This is a genomic window from Microbulbifer salipaludis, from assembly GCF_017303155.1.
GTDB lineage: Bacteria > Pseudomonadota > Gammaproteobacteria > Pseudomonadales > Cellvibrionaceae > Microbulbifer > Microbulbifer salipaludis.
In genome coordinates this window covers 118713-140360 of sequence record NZ_JAEKJR010000001.1, presented here as the reverse complement: position 1 = coordinate 140360, position 21648 = coordinate 118713, and the positions used below count along the sequence as shown (strand labels likewise).

The 21648-nt window shown below is 58.7% G+C and carries 16 protein-coding genes; 9 read left to right on the top strand and 7 right to left on the bottom strand.

Annotated features, from left to right (window positions below):
- Window positions 1–44: 44 nt before the first annotated feature.
- Complete coding sequence (gene rsgA, locus JF535_RS00555) at window positions 45–1076, bottom strand: small ribosomal subunit biogenesis GTPase RsgA (protein WP_206997899.1); 1032 nt, start codon at window positions 1074–1076, stop codon at window positions 45–47.
- Window positions 1077–1199: 123 nt separating this feature from the next.
- On the opposite strand from rsgA, the gene orn reads away from it, so the two are divergent.
- Complete coding sequence (gene orn / locus JF535_RS00550) at window positions 1200–1742, top strand: oligoribonuclease (protein ID WP_206997897.1); 543 nt, start codon at window positions 1200–1202, stop codon at window positions 1740–1742.
- 5 nt (window positions 1743–1747) lie between these two features.
- Here the strand turns inward: orn and JF535_RS00545 are convergent, their stop codons facing one another.
- Window positions 1748–2989 (bottom strand): MFS transporter, encoded by a 1242-nt coding sequence (locus JF535_RS00545; RefSeq protein WP_206997895.1) that lies wholly within the window; start codon window positions 2987–2989, stop codon window positions 1748–1750.
- Between the two features lie 320 nt (window positions 2990–3309).
- Here JF535_RS00545 and JF535_RS00540 point away from each other — a divergent pair, with 320 nt between their 5' ends.
- The 3 genes from JF535_RS00540 (at window position 3310) to JF535_RS00530 (ending at window position 8487) form a co-directional block, all read left to right on the top strand.
- Window positions 3310–4164 (top strand): carbon-nitrogen hydrolase family protein, encoded by an 855-nt coding sequence (locus JF535_RS00540; protein WP_206997893.1) that lies wholly within the window; start codon window positions 3310–3312, stop codon window positions 4162–4164.
- A gap of 178 nt (window positions 4165–4342) precedes the next feature.
- Complete coding sequence (locus JF535_RS00535) at window positions 4343–6763, top strand: TonB-dependent receptor (protein ID WP_206997891.1); 2421 nt, start codon at window positions 4343–4345, stop codon at window positions 6761–6763.
- A gap of 182 nt (window positions 6764–6945) precedes the next feature.
- Entirely contained in the window at window positions 6946–8487 is a 1542-nt protein-coding gene (locus tag JF535_RS00530) for a tetratricopeptide repeat-containing sulfotransferase family protein (RefSeq protein WP_206997888.1), read from the top strand.
- Between the two features lie 55 nt (window positions 8488–8542).
- Here the strand turns inward: JF535_RS00530 and JF535_RS00525 are convergent, their stop codons facing one another.
- Both JF535_RS00525 and JF535_RS00520 read right to left on the bottom strand, forming a co-directional pair.
- Window positions 8543–11308 carry a M1 family metallopeptidase gene (locus JF535_RS00525; protein WP_206997886.1) on the bottom strand — a complete coding sequence of 922 codons (2766 nt, stop codon included), beginning with the start codon at window positions 11306–11308 and terminating at the stop codon, window positions 8543–8545.
- A gap of 283 nt (window positions 11309–11591) precedes the next feature.
- Window positions 11592–13151, bottom strand: coding sequence for an alpha/beta fold hydrolase (locus JF535_RS00520; RefSeq protein ID WP_206997883.1), 1560 nt, complete (start codon window positions 13149–13151; stop codon window positions 11592–11594).
- A 353-nt stretch (window positions 13152–13504) separates the two neighbouring features.
- Between JF535_RS00520 and JF535_RS00515 the strand changes: the two genes are divergently transcribed.
- On the top strand, window positions 13505–15097 hold the full coding sequence (locus JF535_RS00515; RefSeq protein WP_242523538.1) for a hypothetical protein: 1593 nt from the start codon (window positions 13505–13507) through the stop codon (window positions 15095–15097).
- Window positions 15098–15184: 87 nt separating this feature from the next.
- On the opposite strand, the gene JF535_RS00510 is transcribed toward JF535_RS00515, so the two are convergent.
- Entirely contained in the window at window positions 15185–15700 is a 516-nt protein-coding gene (locus tag JF535_RS00510) for a GNAT family N-acetyltransferase (RefSeq protein WP_242523537.1), read from the bottom strand.
- 267 nt (window positions 15701–15967) lie between these two features.
- Between JF535_RS00510 and JF535_RS00505 the strand changes: the two genes are divergently transcribed.
- The 3 genes from JF535_RS00505 (at window position 15968) to JF535_RS00495 (ending at window position 18627) form a co-directional block, all read left to right on the top strand.
- Entirely contained in the window at window positions 15968–16768 is an 801-nt protein-coding gene (locus JF535_RS00505) for a LytTR family transcriptional regulator DNA-binding domain-containing protein (protein ID WP_206997881.1), read from the top strand.
- An 86-nt stretch (window positions 16769–16854) separates the two neighbouring features.
- On the top strand, window positions 16855–17385 hold the full coding sequence (locus JF535_RS00500) for a cytochrome b (RefSeq protein ID WP_206997879.1): 531 nt from the start codon (window positions 16855–16857) through the stop codon (window positions 17383–17385).
- Between the two features lie 12 nt (window positions 17386–17397).
- Entirely contained in the window at window positions 17398–18627 is a 1230-nt protein-coding gene (locus tag JF535_RS00495; RefSeq protein ID WP_206997876.1) for an erythromycin esterase family protein, read from the top strand.
- A gap of 86 nt (window positions 18628–18713) precedes the next feature.
- Here JF535_RS00495 and JF535_RS00490 read toward each other — a convergent pair whose 3' ends face one another.
- Entirely contained in the window at window positions 18714–19013 is a 300-nt protein-coding gene (locus JF535_RS00490; RefSeq protein WP_206997874.1) for a hypothetical protein, read from the bottom strand.
- A 33-nt stretch (window positions 19014–19046) separates the two neighbouring features.
- Entirely contained in the window at window positions 19047–19967 is a 921-nt protein-coding gene (locus tag JF535_RS00485; RefSeq protein WP_206997872.1) for a LysR family transcriptional regulator, read from the bottom strand.
- 142 nt (window positions 19968–20109) lie between these two features.
- Between JF535_RS00485 and JF535_RS00480 the strand changes: the two genes are divergently transcribed.
- Window positions 20110–21555, top strand: a complete 1446-nt coding sequence (locus JF535_RS00480; RefSeq protein ID WP_206997870.1) for an NAD-dependent succinate-semialdehyde dehydrogenase — start codon at window positions 20110–20112, stop codon at window positions 21553–21555.
- Window positions 21556–21648 lie beyond the last annotated feature (93 nt).

Here is a 21648-nt window from a genome sequence, read left to right as displayed (position 1 = left end):
CTTCTGGGTCCTTTTGTAGTCGGCCTATAGTCGGGCGTGCGGGCTCAGTCGCTTTCCAGGCTGTTGCGCAGGTGCAGGAAGCTTTCCATACGCCGTTGACTGATGTCGCCACGCGCCTGCGCTTCGAGAATGGCGCAGCCGGGTTCGCCCTGGTGTCGGCAGTCGCGAAAGCGGCAGTGGCCGATAAACGGCCGGAATTCGACATAGCCTTCGAGCAGTTCCTGTTCGCTCATGTGCCAGATGCCGAACTCGCGGATACCGGGGGAGTCTATCAGATCGCCGCCGCTGGGCAGATGAAACAGTTCCGCGGCAGTGGTGGTGTGGGTGCCTTTGCCGGTGGCTTCGGACAGTGCCCCGGTGCGGGCGTCGGCACTGGGCAGCAGGCCGTTGATGAGTGAGGACTTGCCCACCCCGGACTGGCCGACAAACACGCTGGTGCCCTGGGCGAGGGTTTCCAGCAGTCCATCGAGGCCTTCGCCGGTCTTGGTGGATAGCTTGAGTACGGGGTAGCCCAGTGCCGGGTAGGGGCCCAGCAGCGCTTCGAGGTGCGCTCGATTGCTGTCGTCGATCAGGTCGATTTTGTTCAGCAGTAGGAGTGGCTGGATGCCTGTGGCCTCGGCGGCTACCAGATAGCGGTCGATGGCATTGGCGAAGGGTTCCGGGTAGGGCGCGATGACGATGAGGATGCGGTCGATATTGGCGGCGACGGTTTTCATGTCGCCATAGCGATCCGGCCGTTGCAGCTCGGAGTGGCGCGGCAGGCGTGCGCCCACCACACCCAGGCCGCCAGTGGACTCGCCCACCGCCGGTCGCCAGGCCACCTTGTCGCCGGTGACCAGGGTGTCGATGTTGGCGCGAATATGGCAGCGTTGTCGCAATGTGCTGTCGGCAGCGCTCTCCACCAGTACCTGGCTGCCATAATTGGCGATCACCATGCCGGTCTGCTCCGGCCCCAGATCGCCCTCTTCGGCGGCCTGTTCCAGGTTCTCTTCCCGTTTGCGCGCGCGAGCTTCCCGCTCCTGCTGGATCTTGGTGATGCGCCATTGCTGGCGGCGATTGAGTTTGCGTTTGCTCATGGGCGCTCGGTTTGTGGAAAGCGCCGGATTATAACTTGCATCGATGGGTGGTTGCGGTAACTTCCCCGCTATCCTCACGTTTATGGCATTTCGCCGCCAACAGCAGCAGTTAAGGAGACTATTGTGGATCAGAATAATCTGATCTGGATCGATCTGGAAATGACTGGCCTCGATCCCGAGAAGGAGCGCATCATCGAAATTGCCACGGTGGTGACGGATTCCCGCCTGAACGTGCTCGCCGAGGGGCCGGCGATGGCGATTCACCAGAGCGATGCGCTGCTGGATGCCATGGACGACTGGAACACCGAGCAGCACGGTGGTTCCGGGTTGGTGGCACGGGTCAGGGAGTCACCCATCAGTGAACACATGGCCGAGCGGGAGACCATCGAGTTCCTGCAGCAGTGGGTACCCGAGGGGGCGTCGCCCATGTGCGGGAATTCCATCGGCCAGGATCGCCGCTTCCTGGTGAAGTATATGCCGCTACTGGAAAGTTACTTCCACTACCGCAATCTCGATGTGAGCTCGGTGAAAGAGCTGGCGCGCCGCTGGCGCCCGGATGTGCTTGATGGGGTCAAGAAAACCTCCTCGCATCTCGCGCTGGACGATATCCATGACTCCATCAATGAGCTCAAGCACTACCGGGAACATTTCTTTCGCATGAGCTGAGTGGGCTAGCGATCCAGTCTGGCCGCTGCAGGAACGGCGGCCAGGCATACCACCAGCACCAGGGTGGCCAGAATGATCAGCTGTGTATAACTGCCGCCCCCGGTAATGAAGTACCCCGCCACCAGCGGCCCGCAGGCCAGTCCGAGCTTCGAAGCAAACCCACCGAATGCGCCCATCTGTCCGGCACTGTCAAAGCGTGATGCCATGGTCAGGAAGTAAGGCACACAGAAGGCCCAGGTCATGCCCGTCACGATATTGGCGAGGATGAACACCGGGCGAATATCACTGAAGATAAACAGCAGCAAGCCTGCGAGGGTCACCAGCAGGGCGATGGCCAGCGGCTTGGCGAGCGGCAGCTTCTGCCCGGTGATCGACGCCAATGCGGCACCGGAGATGGCGATCAGGTTGGCCCAGAACAGCGTCTGGCTGATAAACCCGAGGGGCAGGTCAAACGATTTCCCCAGATCAAAGATGAACGCGAACAGCGCCATATTGGCAAACTGAAAGCAGAACAGCGCCAGCAGTGTGATTGCGATGGGGAGAATGGGCAGCGGCTCGCGCTTGCTTGCCACCGCATCAGCGCCGGCAACAGCGGGTTTCGGCAGCGGATAATCCGCGATAAATGGCAGCATCAGCAGCGTGATCACACTGAAGGTTATCAGCGCATAGAAGGGCACATAAGTGCCGTGCTCGAGTACCAGCGCGGGCAAGAACCCCATACCGATCGCACCGCCGGTGTATTGCACCAGCAGCACCATGCTGTAACTGCGCCCCGCGATACCACTGCGGGCAATTACCGCAAAGCCCAGCCCTACCAGGGTGCCGCCGAGGATTCCGTGTACCAGTCGCAGCGGGATCAGCAGGTCCAGGTTGGCCAGCTGTATGGTCAGCACGTCCATGCCAATCGAGCAGCACAAAAGAATCACCGCAGCGCGTTTCCAGCGGGGAATATGCCGGATCAGCCAGGACACCGTAAACGCGCCGATCACCGCGCCGATGGTGTTCGCGAAGGTGATCTGCCCCGCCTGCTCGGCACTCAGCCCCGCGCCGGCCATCAGTGCATCGACGATGACCGGGAAGATATTCACATAATAAAGCCCCGCAGAAGACAAAAAGGCGAGAAAGATACTCGCCAGCCAGCCATTGCTGACCAGTAGCCCGCCAGGCACGGCGCCCGTGGGGGTGTCATTTCCGGAGTAACCGGAATCAGGCGCCTCTGTGGCAGCGGACTGGGCAGGGTTTTGCATGAATACTCCGGTGAATCATTATCGTTTTAATTCGGGCCGATCGCGGTCTCGATACCCTCGCGTCGGAATCTGTACCGGACAAACGCTAACCTATTACAGCCTGCGCCATAGTGCCAGATTGGCACTGCCGTTGGATCCAACAGCGGCCTGAAGGTGCAAAACCCCCATTGGACTCATGCCTCCTCCTCATCTGGCCCTATTGCCCCTTTTCGGGTTTGGGCCAGTATTGATCCAGCGCGGCACTGCCCGCCCTTTTATCGCGACAGTATCGCCACAGTGCCGCATACAAAACCAAAAATCCAGAACCAGGAACCGGTGTGATGAGTAGCAACCGCAGGTCTTTCGGAATAGCAGCACTGCAACTAAAGCTCGATGAGGCAGACAACCTGGAGTTGCTGTTGCAGAAAATCCAGCGCACCAAGCTGCGCTACCCCTGGGTCAGGATGATCGTATTGAGCGAGCTCGCTCTGCGCGGTGTTGGCGCGCAGCATGCACGGGAGCTCCCTTCCGCAGAAGAAGAAGCGTTTTGCCGCTCTGCACGTGAGCTGGGCGTCTGGCTGGTACCCGGCTCCATGTATGAAAAGTGTGGCAGTGCCGTATTCAACACCACGCCGGTAATCAATCCCGCCGGCGAAGTCATCGCGCGCTACCGCAAGCTCTACCCCTTCCTTCCCTATGAAAAAGGCGTGACCGCGGGCGACCAGTTTGTGGTGTTTGATGTGCCGGAAGTGGGTCGCTTTGCGGTCTCCATCTGTTACGACATGTGGTTCCCGGAGACCACCCGAGCCATGGCGTGGCTGGGTGCCGAAGTCATTATCCACCCGACCAAAACCGACACCATCGACCGATTGGATGAGCTTTCCATCGTGCGGGCCAGCGCCTCCATGAACCAGTGCTACGTGGTCGATGTGAATTCTGCCGGCCAGCAGGGCGTGGGGCGCTCCATCATCGTTGGCCCGGAAGGCGAGACTATTCACGAAGCCAGCGTCGAGGAAGAAATCATCGCTTTTGAAATCGATGTAGAACGGGTCGCCCGGGTGCGCACACGCGGTATGAAGGGCCTGGGGCAGACATTGAAGAGCTTCCGCGATAGCCGGGTGCGGTACCCCCAGTATGAACCGGGTGCCGTGTCACCCGCGCTGGAAGCACTCGGCGAGCTGAAAGTGCCGGAATGATTGCGGCCAGAAAAATTCATTGTCACAGGATGGATGACAACTGGACCAGTCGATATAGACTAACTGGCACTAGGTTGAGGCCAGGTTCCAGTTATAAAAACTAGACACAACAACAGCCGGCGCAGTTTGGCCAGCAGAGAAACTCCATAAAAGAGATCCAAACCTAGCAGAGGGCACCATGAAACAACCAATCAAGCAGGGGTTCACCAAGTCCACACTGGCCACAGCGGTCGCAGCGATTTCCGCGGGAACACTGGCTTCCATACCGCAGATAGCGCTGGCACAGTCCACCGATGCCATCGAAGAAGTGATCGTTACCGCGACGCGCCGGGCGCAGAGCGTCCAGGATATTCCATACAATATTTCGGCAGTGTCCGGAGACGAACTGGAAGCCAGTCAGGTAACGGACTCCGCGGAAATGATGCGCAGTATTGCCGGGCTTACCGTGGTGGATCGTGGTTACCGTAATTCCGGTACCGTGAATGGGGTTGTTATCCGCGGTATGAACATCGATACCGGCGCGAATGGTGATGTACCGCTCTCGGCCGTGGGTACGGTGGCTACCTATGTGGATGATACTCCGCTGTATGCGAACTTCGTGCTGAAAGATATCGAGCGTGTTGAAGTGCTGCGCGGTCCGCAGGGCACACTGTATGGTTCAGGCTCATTGGCCGGTACCGTACGTTACATCATGAACAAGCCCCAGCTTGGCGAGTTCGAGGCGAAGGTAGGCACCAGTGTAAGCCAGACTGAGGGCTCCGGCGGCTTTAATCTCAATAGCGATGTGCTGATCAACGTCCCACTGGGCGACAAGCTCGCCTTCCGCGCAAATGTCGGCATGATCGATAACGACGGCATTGTCGATTACGCCAACGTCTACGAGTTGGATGCCAGTGGCGCTCCGCTTGCGCAGGGTAACGATATCGTAAACGGCGCACCGGTATTCAAACGTGTAAAAGATGCTGATTACGTCGATATTACTTATAGCCGCGCGTCTCTTTTGTTCGAGCCGGCAGACAACGCGAGTATTCAACTCTCCTACCAGCAGCAGAGCGATGATATCGGTGGTCGCCGTCAGGTAACCCGCGGAACCAACTGGGTCAGTGGCAGCGAAGAGTCCTATGACGATTATGAAAATGGGGCAGTAACCCTGGAGCCCTCCGAGCGTGAAGTCGATATGACGTCACTTGAAGTCGAAGTGGACCTGGGCTTCGCTACTCTCACCTCAAGTACATCAGACTATAACCACACAGGCCTCGGCATCAGTGATAACTCCGGTTTCTATGCAGCACAGAACTGGTTTGAAGGCCTGTATTACGGAACACCCCGCCCGCTGGCGAAGGCGGAACGCTTTTACGATGATTCTGCACTGGTGCAGGAGCTGCGTCTTGTCAGCAATGCAGAGGATGCACGCGTAGATTGGGTGGTGGGCTTCTACTACATGGATCAGGACTCCAATGCCGGCCAGAACAGCTACATGCCGGGTTGGGCGGACTGGGCCATGGTGGCGCCGACTCCCTGGAATAATGCGACACCACTGGCCGATACGCTTGCTGGTTGGGGCGCTGACGTACAGGACCAGGATTTCTACTTCCGTCGCAACCAGAACTTCGTCGACAAGGCGGTCTTCGGTGAAGCCACGATCCATCTGTCGGAAGCACTGCACCTGACACTGGGGCTGCGCAGCTTCCAGAATGAACTCACCAACGAATCGCAGCTGTCGTTGCCGATCTGGCCTGGACTGGGCAATGGGGATGCTAACTTCGAGACAGAGGACAAAGACACTCTGTTCAAAGCCAACCTCGCCTGGGACATGTCCGATAGCACCATGGCTTACGCGACCGTTTCTGAAGGCTACCGTCGGGGTGGTGCAAATGCGGTGCCGACGATCGGCTTCTATGAGGAGGACCCGGCCTATCTGCGCTACGAGTCTGACTCGGTACTCAACTATGAAATGGGTGTGAAGGGGACAACCGATGTATTGCGTTACACCGTCTCCGGGTTCTATACCGACTGGAAAGATCCACAGCTGAATACCTCAACGCCTAACTGGGGCTTCTTTGCCGCGATGAATGGCGACGAGGCGCGCGTGCAGGGTATCGAGGTCGAGGTAGAAGGCAACCTTACTGACCAGCTGCACTACACTGCGGGCTACACCTTTGTGGACGCAGAGCTGACTGAAGATTTTGTCACGCCGACCGGGGTGACCATTGCTGAAGCGGGTGAGCGCCTGCCGAGCACTGCACAAAATACCTTCTCCATCTCCATGGATTACACCGCCAGCTTCCGTGAGGGTATTGACTGGGTCAGTCGGGTCAATGGTTACTACCAGTCTGATTCGGAGAATGCGATTGGCAATGGGGTAACCGCGGCGAAAATCGACGGATTCCAGCTGTGGGGCGCAAATACCTCGCTGGTAACCGATTCCTGGACCACCACGTTCTATGTGAAAAACCTGTTTAACGAGGATGGCGTTACCGGTCTTCTGACCGAGCGTCATATGGGCACGGATCCGAGCGAAAACTTCCTCGGCAATGCGTCAAAAGACTATATCAGCCTGCCGCGCACTATCGGTCTGTCAGGCAGCTATACCTTCTAAACAGTCGTTGTTGTGAGGATCCTCACTTTGTCGACCTTGCAATCTTGCCGGCCCTTTGGGCCGGCTTTTTTGTGTATGCTAGAGGCAATAATTTCATCTGTATCAGAGTTGAGAAAAACGGGGTGGTTGTGAGTCTGTCAGACCGGTACCAGAGAGCGCTCCACGCGTTCAGGGCAAAAGATTTGTCTACAGCCGAATCCGTCGTCAAAGAGTTGCTGGACAGTGCTCCATCACTGGTCAATGGTTGGCGATTGTTGGCGGACGTGCAGGCTGCGACTGGCCGCATCCGCGAAGCCATAGCTAGCCTGGAGACAGCCTGGAACGCCGCCAAAGGCGAGACGAAATCCTGGGTGAGCACGGGCTTGCATCTTGCTCGTGCACTCGCAACGGCGGGCCAGGAAGGTCGGGCAAAGTCAACGTTGCATGCGTTGAATCCTGCAGAGCTGAAGCATCCAGAGCCGTTGGCACAGGCAGCCTATTTGTACTCGCTGTGTGAAGAGCATGAACTGTCGCTGCAGTTGTACGAGCGCGCACTGGAATATCGCCCCGATAGTGTGGAGCTGCTTTTTAATTGCGCTGCGGCTAATCGCGCCATGGGAAATTTGTCTCGTGCGGAGGTGCTCTATGATCGACTGCTCGCGTTGAATCCGGCCGACGCTGAGGCGTATAAAAACAGATCGGACCTGCGGCGACAGACAGCGAATAGCAATCACGTACAGGCGATACGAAAAGCGATCTCTGTGGTTGATGATGACATCGCTTCGGCGAGCCAGTTGAATTTCGCTCTGGCGAAAGAGCTGGAGGACATCGGGTATCATGCGGAAAGCTTTGCGGCGCTTGCGGAGGCATGCAGGCTGCGTCGTTCGATCATTCAATATTCCCTGGAAAAAGATCTGGGAAAAATCGACGAGATTGCATCCGTTTTTTCTGAGGAGACATTTTCCCGTCTGCAGCAAACCTATTCACAGAGCGGGCTCGGAAAGGGCGTCATATTTGTGCTTGGCATGCCTCGTACAGGAACCACACTGGTGGACAGGATTCTGTGTGCAACTGGCCAGGTGTATTCCGCCGGTGAGCCTGGCATTTTCTCACGACTGGTGGGGGAGATGTCGCAGGATCTGCTGAGACAGCAGGCTGGGGAAATGTCGATCATTTCAGCCGCGTCGAGTATCGATTTTGAGGCGCTGGGCAGGCGATACTTGCAGGAATTACACGAGCGGGCTCCAGACAGCGCACCGGCGTTTATTCTGGACAAGAACCCGATGAATTTCCTTTATGTCGGCCTGATTCGTCTGGCACTGCCCGCTGCGCGCATCGTGCATCTGCGTCGTGATCCTATGGATACCTGCTACGCGGTTTACAAAACGCAATTCAGAAATGCCTACCCGTTTTCTTACGAACAAACTGAGCTGGCCAGTTACTTTATTCGTTATCATGAATTAATGGACACTTGGCGTTCTATGCGTGGAGTGGAGTTTCTGGATCTTCAGTATGAAGACCTGGTTGACCAATTCGAAAGTGAGTCCCGAAGGCTCTACGGCTTCTGTGGACTGGACTGGTCCCCTGAAGTGCAGCACTTTTATCGGAACGAGCGGCAGGGAACCGCAACGGCGAGTGCAAGTCAGGTACGGCAACCTGTTTACCGCTCTTCCGTGGGTAAATGGAAACGATACGAAGCGCAACTGCAACCGATGCGAGACCTGTTGGCGCAAGCAGGGATATAAAAATGGCAGCCTGAGGCTGCCATTTTTTGGGTTGCGTTTATTGATTCCGGGTTTGCTATTTCAAGCTCCTCACCAACGCCTGGCCTTGATCCTTCAGCGCCATACACAAGTTAATCCCTTCCTCCGTCTGCGCCAGTGCCCGCTGGTAGCCGGGTACCAGTTTCTGCTGCTGGGCAAACAGTGCTTGTACCTGCTGTAACGACTGTTGGTCACAGAACTTTGCCGCAAAGCGCGGGGTGTTGCGGCGCCACTGTTCTGGAATCTTGGCGACGACCGCGGCGAAGTTGTTCTGTAGCCATTCCCAGTTGCGTGCCTGCAGGTCTGGTTCGGCGAGTGTGTTTTGAATCAGGCCGAAGGCCTCCCGTGCGCCCATGTCGTCACTCAGTGCGAGGCTGTGGACGGTGCCTAGTTGTGATGGATCGGTGACGCGGCCGATGGCGTTGGCGCTGGCGTTATCGAACAGCGGGTCGTCCAGTTCACTGCGGACCTTGATCAGGTGATCAAGGAATCCCTTGCCGGAATCCTGCACGGCGACGGTAAGCGCACTTTCGTACAGGTCGGAATCCAGTGCCTTGGGATCTCGCTCTACGCCAAACCCGGTAAATGCCTCGGCCTGTTGCTGCAGCTGTTTGCGGGTTTGCGGATCCTTGCCTTCCAGGGCGAGGAAGCCGAGCAGGCGGCTGCGCAGCAGTTTGCTTTCGGAGTCGCGTTTGTCCGCCAGCGCCTGCACTTTTTTGCCGTACAGTCTCTTGAGCAGCGCCTGCCAGTGTTCCGCGTGTGCGCTATCCACATAGTGGTCTGCGTACTTGGCGAGATAGCCCAGCGGCGCTTCCACCACCTGGCGCTTGTCCGAGGCCGCCGAGAGGCGCACCACGTCCAGCAGTGTTGCCGGCTTCAGGGCGCCGGCTTCAAACGCGGCAAAGGCACTGTCGATCACCGACAGTCGCTCGGTTGGCTGCAGGCTGTCGAATTCCTCCAGCAGTGCCTGCCAGTAGGGTTCCTCCAGGTTAAACCGGTAATAGCCGCTGCCGTTGGCGTTGGGCATGACCCATTTGGGGCAGGTGCCACCGGCAAGTTTCACGGTCTGTTGTGATGCACTCAGAAATTCGCACTGCGCTTCTCCGGCGCTGCCGCGCATGCAGAATGGGATGCTCCACTGCTGGCCGGCATCGGAGATCGGGGAGCCCAGCGGCTTGTAGCGCTGTTGTTGAACGCGTACCTCGGCATCACCATCGGTGCTGCAATTCACGCTCACCGACAGCAGCGGTACGCCTTTCTGTTCCACGAAGGTGCGGAAGGTCTCGGTCAATTGCGGGCTGCCGGTTTCATCGCCGATGACTTTGTAGAAGTCCGGTGAGTCGGCGACGCCATCGGCGAACTGCTCCACATAGCGGCCGAGGGCGGGGCGAAAGGTGTCTGCACCAAAGTACGCATCCACCATGTGAATCACACCCAGGCTTTTGGCATAGGTAATCGCATCGTAGGCATTGCGGATGTTGTTGTTGTCGGTGATCGGTTCACGAATGGCGCGGGTGCTGGCGAGGGAGTCCAGCTTCATGGCGCTGATGGCACGCACCGCGGCGTTCAGGTCGTGGCCACCGTCGGGTTCCATGATGGTCAGTGCCAGCGGGGTGCCCCAGGTGGCAAAGCCTTCCTTCAGCCACAGGTCGTCCCACCAGGGCGGAGTCACCAGGTTGCCGAACCACATATGGGCGATCTCGTGGGCGTGCACGCCCAGCAGGGCGAGGCGCAGGCCGGGCGCGGGTTCGTCGCCTTCCACCAGAATACGCTGCTCGCGGTAGGTGATGGCGGCGGAGAGTTCGGTGGCACCGCTGGGCCACTGGGGTGCGGCGATGATGTCCAGTTTGCGGAAGGGATAGGGGCGCTGCAGCTGTTCCTCGAAGATACGCAGCATCTCCGGGGTTTTATCCAGTACGTACTTCATATCCTTGCCGCGGCCCTTGCGGGCGAAACCGCGCAGGGGCAGCGCTTCCTTGCGGTACTGGTTGGCGGGGATGGCTGGGCGTTCCACCACATCGAATGGGCCCACGGCGAGGGAAAGCAGGTAGGTGGGCATGGGCCGGGTCTGTGCGAAGCGCACCGTTTGCATGCCGTTGCCGGCGTCGCTGCGTTCGGTTTCCGGCCCGTTGCTGATGGCCTTGTAGCCTTGGGGAATGGTGAGGCTGATGTCGTAGGTTGCCTTCAGGCCGGGCTCGTCGAAGCCAGGCAGAAAGCGGCGCGCCTGGATGGATTCGGATTTGGCCAGTGCGTAGGCCTCGCCCTGTTCTACAACCTTAAACAGGCCGGCGAGGTTTTTGTCGAAGGGCGCGCGGTACTGGATACGCAGGGTGATGTTGCCCGCGGGGACCTGTTCGTCGAAGTCGACGCGCACCACGCCGCTATCGAGCACCTGGCGGTACTGCGCCGGCACGACCTTGTCATTTTGTGTGGGGACGATGGCTTCGATGTTGGCGACGTCGATGTTGTTGCCGTGCATCCACAGGTGGTCGGTGGCGGTGTCGATCGCGATGTCGATCTCCACCTGGCCGTGGAAGCTGTCTTCCCGGGGATCGAGGGTGAGGTTCAGGCGATAGGCGGTGGGGCGCACGCCGTCGGGAAGCTTGCCGGCGGGTGCCTGTTGCTCGGCACCTGGCCCGGAATCTTGTGCAGCGGCGTCCGGGGTGGCCGTTTGCGCGTCGCTGGCCACCTGGGCTGCGGGCTTGTCACCGGTGTTTTTGGCGCTGGTGTCTCGGTTATCGCTTCCGCAGGCGCTGAGCAGTATCAGACCGGCAAGCAGGGCTGGCTGGGTAAGAATTCGCATGATAAGTCTTTGTTGAAGGATTTTTGGTTCGTGGTTTTTCCCCATTGTAGCGGGTTGGGTGGGGTGGTTTGCAGGGTGGGCGGGATAGGATGAGACCGGTGCCGGCCCGGTAGCACCTTGTAGCGAGCTCCGTGGCGCCCAGGCACCGGGTATTGGTTTTCAAAACCGCTGTGAATACTTCCCTGTACGCTGCGTCGGCGACGTCCATGTCGCCGACGCTTTTGAAAACCAATCCCCGGCACCCGGCCTTAGCATGTTACTGCAGTGCTTGTATCGCGACGGACTACAAATGCGGAATCGTCAGCACCGATTGCCGGCTGCTGCGGTAAGGCACCTCGATTTCATAGTGTCTATCCTGCGGCTTCTGGTAGAGCGCCCCTTCGGTATCGATCGCAAGGGTTACCACATGCCCGGGTGGTACGTCGTAGGAGGTGGTGAACAGGTCCAGTGAGATCTTCTGCGCTTGGCCCACCTGCAGGTTGCGCAGGGTGATGGGGGCGTGGGTAATCAGGCGGCCCCAGCCGAGCGGGTCGGTGTCGTAGAGGTGTACCTGCAGCTGGACCTCCGGCTTGCTGGGTTTGATCCACATCTCCAGCGAGGGGGTGCCGCGGATTTTGAAGGTGCTCCAGTGCATGGGCGAGTTGTATTCGATGGCGTAGTAGCCGTTGATACCGGTCATGTTGGTGAATACGGGAATACCGAATCCTTCCAGTGCGTCGGAGATCACCGGTATACCGGTGCCGGCCTTGGTATCGGCGCCGCCGTGAAAGTCGTTGTTCCAGCCCCAGCCACTGTAGGGGCTGGTTTTCATACTGGCGTTATTGAAGTACGAGAGTCTGGGGTGGAGATAGTAGCGCTTGGCTTTCTGGGTAACCGGGAAGTCGTCGAACTGTTCCAGGCGGTTGCTGATGCGCACGGTCATGTCGACTTTCGGCTCGCTATCGATACCGTTGGCCTCGCCTTTCAGGTAGCGGTCAAACCAGCGGAAGGTGGTGGCCCAGATATGCCCGTCGTTGCCTCCCAGGGTCTCGGTCACCGCGTGGGTGCCGGGGTTCAGTAGCAACTTCTTGGGGCCGTCCAATAGACTGTAGAGCTGGGTCATGCTGTTGGGCTTGAACAGGTAGTCGGCGAAGTTGTTGGACATCAACACGGCGGTGCCGTTGCGGTTCAGTTCGCCGACGTAGGCAAGCGCGGAGCGCGGGGCGGCGAAGTCCTCAACGGCCTGAATATTCTGCGTGGTACGCAGGTTGTGCCAGATGGTGTCCACCTCGGGTTCCAGGTTGAATGCGGTAGTGGTGAGGATCGTGCCCCACACCAGGTTGACGGTGTTGTTGGGGTAGAGCCCTTCGATCACATCGGACCAGCCGGACAGGGCGGCGACCGCATCCACGCGCGGATCGCGGGCGGCGGTGACGAGGGAGATACCGGCACCGTAGGAAATACCCGCCATGGCCAGCTTGCCGACCGGGTAGTGGGCCTCCAGCCAGTCGATCAGTACGCCGGCGTCAGCGATGGAGTTGTCACCGGCCACGTCCACGAGGCCGCCGGAGGTGCCGAAGCCCCGGGTGGAATAACTCATCACCAGATAGCCGTCTTCCGCGAGTGCCGCCGCCTGCAGCAGATACTGGTTTTTGTCGAGGATCCAGCTGTTGGTGAACAGGACCGTGGGATAGCCCCCGCTGGGGGGGGGCGTTTCGGGCACAAACAGGTTGGCGTCGATCTCGGTGCCATCAAAGCTGGTGATGTCGAGGTCGGCAATAAAGGTGGGGTCTGCCCGGGTAACAGGGGTGAACAGGGAGCACAGGGCGGCCGCCAGCAACGCCGGCAGGGCGAGTGTTTTCATGATGTTTTCTCTCTTTATTATGTTTTTTACGGCTGCATCGCACCGGCCGACGCCAGGGGCTGGCCGGTCCCTCCGAGTCTAGGAAACTTGCCGTTGCAGGGGGCTACTGCGATTTAATGACTGTGAATTGGTTATCGGTCAGTGGCGTGCAGGTTTACGCAGAACCTTGTAGTCATTTTATGGCTGTGTCTGACCGTCCGGTCTGTGACCGCTATATGCCCAGGGTGAATTACAGGTTCCCGTTTAAGATTGTTCTTTTTTTGAACAGTAAAAACCTGTATTGTGGCTTTTCGCGCAACGGTGATCAAAAAGTGATCGGTTGCAAGTTTGGCGAAAAACCGGGTGATCAGAATATGTTTTCACGAATACTCTCGTACTTGGTCGTTTTTTCCGGCGCATGGCTGTTTACCAGCGATGTCATGGCGGACAACCTCGCGAAAGACACCTGGTACGAAATTGACAGCGCTAACTTTCACATCGTCACCAATGGTGAGCCCAACTCGGTGCGCCGCCTGGCGGAGGATTTGGAGCGTTACCGTGCGGTCGCTCTGAGCCTGCTGGGCGCGAAAGACGACGGCGCCAAGCTGACCATCTACGCTGCCGCCGACCGCGAAAGCTATGCCGGCCTGGTGGGTGAGGACCTGTCCGAGCTGACCAATGGCCTGTTCGATACTACCGCCGAGGGTAGTTATGCCCTGGTGAATCTGGATGGCCGCACCGGTGAGCGCCAGCTGGAAGCGCGTGAGTTCCTGTTCCATGAATACACTCACTTCCTGAGTTACAACGGCACCACTACCCACTATCCGTACTGGTACAGCGAGGGCTTTGCCGAGTTCATGTCCACCATGACCTTTGGCCCGGGCAATACCTACGATATCGGTGCCATCCCCGGCGAGCGGGCCATGACCCTGCTGTACACCAGCCCGGTGCCCCTGCAGGAACTGCTGCGCGCCACCGTGCACAACACCCCGGATGAAGAAAAAGGTCGCATCTATGCCAGTGGCTGGATGCTGGCGCACTGGATCATCATGAAGAGCGGCAAGGCCGAGGCGTTCAAGCAATTCGTTGCCGACTACAACAACGGCGCGGACCCGGTGAAGGCGTTGACCAAAAACCTGGGCATGTCGATCGAGGAGATCGAGCAGGTCTACAACGATCAGTTCCGCGAAGGCCGCTTCCAGCTCGCCCGCGGCAAGGTACCTGCCACCTTTGAGTCCAAGCGTCCGAAGTTGCGCACAATGAGTGGCGAGGAAGCCGTTGTGGAACTGGCCCGCTTCTTGGTGAAGTCTGGCTACAACACCCACGGTGTGCACGAGCTGGTGGAATTTGCCGAGCGCGAGGAGCTGTACTCTCCGGAGCTTTCCGCAGTGCGTGCCGATGCAGCTACCCGCGCGGGTGACTTCGACCAGGCCGCGCGCCTGCTGGCCCAGGTGGCGCCGTCGGATCGCAAACACTTCTGGTACCAGAAGGCGCAGGCCTGGTTGTGGCTGAACCGCGAAATCACCACCCTCGGTGGCGATCGTGACAAAACCGCACTCAAGGGTGCGCGGGACAAGTTCGTGCAGCTGGTGAACAACCAGTCCGGCGAGGCGATGAACTGGTACGGTCTGGCGATCAGCATGCAGATGCTGGGTTATCCGAAGGCGCAGTATGTGGAAATGCTGGAGCAGGCCTACCGCCGTGCGCCCCGCGAGTTACATATCGCCCAGTGGCTGGCGCAGGAGCTCTACGAGCGCAAAGATGCACAGTACTTCGCCGAAGTAGCGCAGCCGCTGATGCTGGAACTCACCGACGAGGCCGAGTACAACCAGATGAAAAATATGCTCGCCGAACTCAAGCCCACGCTTGCGGATGGCTCCGGCCCCCAGAGCAAGATTCAGGGCAAGGCGATGGTGAAAGACAAGGGGCAGTCGTCTCCGGGCGCTGGCACCAAGGCATCGCCGTGATACCGAGTATGTGAGTCTGCCGATGAGGTGGAAAGCTTGAGGGGAGCCTGGCTCCCCTTTTTTTCGCCTGCAGAAAACTGGCGGCTGTCAGGTGGGTTCGTCTGGCGAGGGTGGCGTGTCCACTTCGGTGCGATAAATCTGCATGCCGCGCGCCTGATAATTGGCCAGCGCGCCTTCGTGATCCAACGTGCAGGTGTGCACCCACACGCGCTGGCAGGGTGACCATTGCCACGCCTCCTGCAGCGCCCGGCTTAGCAGGTGCCCGCCAAAACCGCGGCCAATAAATCGCGGCGCCAGGCCGAAGTAGGCAATCTGTACCTCATCGTTGGGCTGTCTTTCCAGTTCAAAATAACCGGCGATGGCGCCGCGGTAGTAGGCCACCCAGGTGCGCAACCCATCGCGCTCAGCGTATTCCTGCCAGGTCTCGTCGGATTCCTTGAGCTTGTCGTTCCACTGCCAGGGCTCGCCCACCAGCTGGTAGAGATAACGATTGAAACGGAACTCCTTTTCCTCCGCCTCCACCACGGACAGCCCCTCAGGGCAGGGTTTGGCGTTGAGTTGGGCGGGATCGGTCATTTCCAGATAGTAAGTAATAACGCTCAAGATTTACTCCACTGTTCGCTTTTTTCTGCCATGGCTATTCCCCCCTTCCGCCTGCAATAGCGAACTTCTGAAAATATCCACAGATTCTCATTTCTAACATACTATCCCGCCAAAGACGGGGCAGGAAATCAATAAGTTTCCCCGCAACAATTATCGCCAGGTGTGCAGCCATATGACTGGTAGTGCTCTTGGGGTAAGGACCGGTGATTTGAAAATCCGCTCACCTTTGGTAACGTACGCGCCGAGTAAGGACTTACCTGTTTCATCATGAGCGCACTATCCAGAATCTGGCAGGGCTGCCCGTCTCCGTACGCGCGTGCGGGGAGCATCTGGCTTCTTTTCTTTCTGCTGTACAACCTCTACTGCTACTTCTGGCGCCACTATGTGGGCGGCGGTCGTTATGACTTTATCGACTCACAGATCTTCTGGCTGAAAGAGTGGGGTATGGTGCTGTTGCTCAGTGGGCTGGCTGTGACACTGAAGGTGCGCTGGCAGAGATCGATCTCGGCGGCACATGTAATTGCGGCATTTGTCGCGATGTATTTGCTGAGTAGCGTTACCCGGGTGCTAATCGATTACGATTTTTTTGGGGGTAACTGGGGGGCGTCGCTGGTCGGCATGGCGCCCAAATACCTGCTCGCCGCGTCGCTGGTGTGCGCCGGCTTGTGGATCGCTGCCCGGCCAGCGCTTGCGCAATCATGTGCACCCCCTGCGCCGGATGCTGCTACCTCTATGCTGGATGTGGAGTACCGCGGGCTGGCGCGCCCCTTGCCGCTGGCGGAAGTCGACTTTGTAAAAGCGGCGGGCAACTACGTAGAAATTCATGCCAGCGGAAAATGCTATATCAAGCGCAGTACCATCAAGCAGCTCACCGAGTCACTTTCCTCCCAGCACTTCATGCGTGTCCATCGCAGCTTCATCGTCAACCTCGAGCGGGTGGCACAGTTCTGTAATACCGATACCGGTGCTGCCTACCTGCTGCTTGCGGGCGACGAAAAAGTGAATGTAAGTAAAGCCTACAAAGACGCGGTCAAGACGCGCCTGTCCCGCACATCGATTCGTCCCTGAATCCGTCCACTCGTCACAATTCCCTTAAAATCAAGCACTTGGTGCCTATCCTGAGCCCACATTCCAATCGACTGATAGAGGCTTTGATGGATAGACACTCGCAAACTACACACCGCCTGCTGCACTGGGTCATGGCTGCCCTGGTGATCTTTTTGATATCACTGGGGTACTACATGACCACCTATCAGCAGTTTTCCCTGTATCACCTGCACAAGTCACTGGCCGTGCTGGTCATCCCGCTGCTGATGATTCGCGTGTTCTTGCGGATACGGGATCCCTGGCGCTCGGGCGCGGCAGCCCTGCCGCGGTGGGTGTCGGCCTATCACTGGCTGCTGTTGGTGGGGCTGCTGCTGATGCTGGTCTCCGGCGCCGCCTACAGTGGTTTCGGCGGTTACGGCATTGGCTTCTTCGGTATCGAACTCGTGTCTGCGAGCAAGGACGCACTGCAGCAGTACACAGCCTATTCCGCCACGCTGTCGACCTTCGGGCAGCAGGTGCATGTTGCCGCGGGCTACGCACTGAGCGCGCTGCTCGGCCTGCATGTTGTCGCGGCGCTGAAGCACCACTTTGTCGATCGCGATAACACGCTGCGCCACATGTTGTGGGCGAGGGGGTAACGGAACATGTTAATGAGAGATTTACTGATCGTCGTCGGCACGCTGCTGTTGTGTGCTGTCGGAACTGTGACCCCGGCGCAGGCTGCTAAACCGGAGGGCCGCCATTTTTCAGACTTGCAGGCGTTTGGTGAGGCCGTGGGTGACCGGCGAATCGTCCTGCTGGATGAGCTGACCCACGGTGAGCATGAAAACTTTGCCCTCAAGGCGCGACTGGTGCAGTACCTGCACCGGGAAAAAGGCTTCGATGCCCTGGTGATCGAGAGCGGCCTGTTCGACGTGGCGCGCATCTGGCAAACGTCGGAAAATCCGATCCGGGAGCAGGCACCGGGCAATATTTTTTATATGTATGCGAACAGTGCGCCGGTGAACGCTCTGTTTGATTATATCGATGCCGAGCGCGACGGCGCCCGACCACTGGAACTGGCCGGGTTTGACGGGCGCTTGAGTGGCGAATATTCCCTGGCTGGGGCGGCTGACTTTATAAAGCAGCAAAGTGTGCGGCTGCTACCGCGGGAATCGGCAACGGTGGATTGGTCAGAGTATCTGGCGATCACACAGGCGGCATTGGAGCGAGTCCCTGGAGGCTTCACGGACGCGCAGCAGGCGCGATTTATTGAAAACAGCTACCGCCTGATTCAAGGCTTCAACGGGCTGCCCAGCAGGGCTTCCGGCTACGATCGCCCGGATTACGTGGCGCGTCTGGTGCACGGCCTGGTGATTGTGGCGCAGAACCTGTGGGGCACGCGCCGCCACGACGAGCACGACATCGCCATGGCTGACAACCTGCGCTGGCTATTGGAAAACAGGTACAAGGATAAGAAGGTCATCGTATGGGGCCACTTTATCCATCTCAACTATGGCGGAACTGTGCCGCATCGCTTTGATAACCTGGGTACGCTACTGCGTCGCGATTACGGGAAAGACATGTATCTCGCCCATATTGCGGCAGTCAAAGGTCAATACCGGGATTTCGTCGATATGCAGGTGAAGGCGATTTCACCTGGGCAGGGTGGGATGCTGGAGGCGCAGATCGTTCGCGACCGCAATGTCGACGGCAGTGATGCCATATTTCTCGATGGCCCTGCGCTCGACCATGTTGTGCGGGATGCCGGTGACAATGCGAGGTTTTACGGGCACCAGTATCGGCACCCTATTGCCTCCCAGTCCTGGTCGCACTATTGGGACGGCATGTTTATCCTGCCGAACAGCACGGCGTCAGCGGCAGATCGAGGGCCAGAATAGGGGGCGTCCTGCCTTGGGGGCGAGCCGATACAGGCTTGCTTCCAGGTGCTCAGGTTTGGCCGGTTGTCACAACTAGCTTGACGGTTTTATGGCTTCCTTTCATAGGCCGGCGTGTCGTAAAGGCTGTAGTCGGTCTCCTGATAGATCCAGGAGACAGGCGCATCTACCTTTCTCTGCTCGATCGTCTTGCGGAAGATCTCCAGATGCGTACGCTCCATAATCTCGTTGAGTTCACTACGATTGCATAGCTCCATAAACACGCCCGCCTGCATAAAACCCTGCAGCCGGTGACGCTCTACTGCCGGTATCGGATGCCCGCTTTTGGAGGCTTTAAACAACTGGGTAAGTCGGCGTTCGACTTCTCTCAGAAAGATATTTTTTTCCATGGCGCTTACGCATTCATTTATTTTTTTGAAACTCTACCCGTTCACCACCAATACCTCCAGAAACAACTGCACTGCAGGTTGCTCTGCCGCAGTGCTCTTGAACGTCAGTGCATTCTGGATCTGGTAGCAGAAGCGGTCCGGAAAGAATGCGACCAGCTCACCGCGCTCCACATAGTCCCGCGCCAGATACTCCGGCAGAAAGCCAATAAATTTCCCCGACAGGATCATCGCCAGGCGCGCAGCCATATGGTTGGCGATGCTTTTGTGTGGAAACAGGCGGTAGAGGTGCGCGGCCCCGGAGAGCACGGCGTGGTCGGGCGCAGCAAGTTCCTGCTGGGTAATGACTTCCTCGTCAACCTGTGGTGCGACGGCGCAGGGGTGGTGGCTGGCCCCGTAGAGTAGCGACTGGTGACTGAACAGGGGCTGGTAGCTGAGCCCTGGGCGACGGGAGTGCAGCGGGTTGATGCCCACATCGGCGCGACCGCCGAGGATTTCCAGTTCCAGCTCGTGGGGCGCTGCCAGTTTGATATCCAGTTGCAGCTGCGGCGCGCGCTCGCGCAATTGCGCGATGGTCGCGGGCATATTGAGCTGTGGTATGGCCAGCATGTCGTCCGGCAGCACGATGCGCAGCTGCCCGGTGAGCTGTGACTGGATCGCATTCACCTGGCTTCTGAAGCTGGCCAGGTGCCCATCCAGCTCTTCGATTGCCTGGTACAGGGCCTCCCCCTCGCGGGTGAGCTTGAAGTCGGCGCGCCCGCGGGAGCGGATGCACAACGGCATCCCCAGGCGGGTCTCCAGGTCCGACAGGTGCACGCTGATGGTGGAGCGGCTGATGTTAAGCGCCACTTCCGCCGGCGCCAGGCCGCCGGCCTGCACCACTTCACGGAAGACCCGCAGCAGGCGTAGGTCCATATCGCTGAGGCGCCCGGACAGGGCTTTTGCGCTTTTAACCATGGTCTGTTCACGCGTTCTAAGGGGGGATGGATCAAAGTTTGATGGATCTGAACTTTAGTTGCAAAGATCTTACTATTCACCACCAGACTCTCGCTCCAGAATCCCTGAAAAGCCTATATACAGGATGATCAGGGAGTGTTCGATGAATCTGAACAATAACCAGTTGCTGAAGACCCAGAACTTTATCGACGGCCAGTGGCGTGATGGCGCCGGTAAGTTGGCGGTTACTGACCCCGCCAATGGCGATCTACTGGCAGAGATTGCCGATGGCAGCGCCGCTGATGCCGAGCAGGCGGTTGCCGCGGCGCATGCCGCGTTTCCCGCCTGGAGCCGCAAGACCGCCGGCGAGCGCGCAGCGGTGCTCAAGCGCTGGTATCAGCTGATTGCGGAGAACCGTGAGGATCTGGCGCGGTTACTGACGCTGGAGCAGGGTAAGCCACTGGCGGAGGCACTGGGTGAGATTGACTACGGTGCATCCTATATCGAGTGGTACGCGGAGGAGTGTCGCCGTGCCTATGGGCAGACGATCCCCACCCACAATCCGGCGATGCGCCTGCACACGATTCGCCAGCCGGTGGGGGTGGTGACCTGTATTACGCCGTGGAACTTCCCCAATGCGATGATTACCCGCAAGGCAGCACCGGCGCTGGCGGCGGGCTGTACGGTGGTGATCAAGCCGGCTTCGGAAACGCCGCTGTCGGCGCTGGCGCTGTGTGTGCTGGCGGAGCAGGCCGGGCTGCCGGCGGGCACGCTGAATGTGGTGGTGGGGTCGGACTCCGCGGCGATCGGCAAGGTGCTCACAGAAGATGCGCGCGTCGCCAAGTTCACCTTTACCGGCTCCACGCCGGTGGGCAAGCTGCTGATGGCGCAGTGCGCGAGCACCGTGAAGAAGATGTCGATGGAGCTGGGCGGCAACGCGCCGTTCATCGTGTTTGATGATGCGGACCTGGATACCGCCGTCACCGCCTGTGTGGCGACGAAGATGCGCAACGCGGGCCAGACCTGTGTATCTACTAACCGGATTTATGTGCACGAGTCGGTGCACGATGCGTTTGTGGCGAAGCTGGCGGCGGCGATTGAGCAGCTGCAGCCGGGTCACGGCCTGGAGCCGGGCACGACGCTGGGGCCGCTGATTTTCCGCCGCGCGGTAGATCGGGTGCACGGTCTGGTTGAGGAGGCGGTGGCCAATGGCGCGAAGCTGGTGCTGGGTGGTGATTTCCTGCCCGAGGGCGAAAACTACTATGCGCCGACGCTGCTGACGGATGTGGATGATTCGATGCGTATTGCGCAGGAAGAGATTTTCGGGCCGCTGGCGGTGGTGCAGAAGTTCCGTGAGGAAGCGGAGGTGATTCAGCGCGCCAATGACACGCCGTTCGGGTTGGCGGCGTATGTGATGAGTGAAAACATACATCGTGCGAACCGTGTGGTGGAGGCGCTGGAGTATGGCATGGTGGCGTGCAACGCGGGTGTCTTCTCGACCACGGTGGCACCCTTCGGCGGCTGCAAGGAATCCGGCATTGGCCGCGAGGGCGGTGTCGAGGGTATGGCCGAATTCTATGAGACGAAGTACTGCTGCTACGGAGTGTGAGCTTCGTCGTAGTTATTGAACCTTCTAATTTGCTGTGGTGGCGGCAAAGCACCGGGTACAGGTTTTCAGGACCGCTGTGAATACATCCCTGTA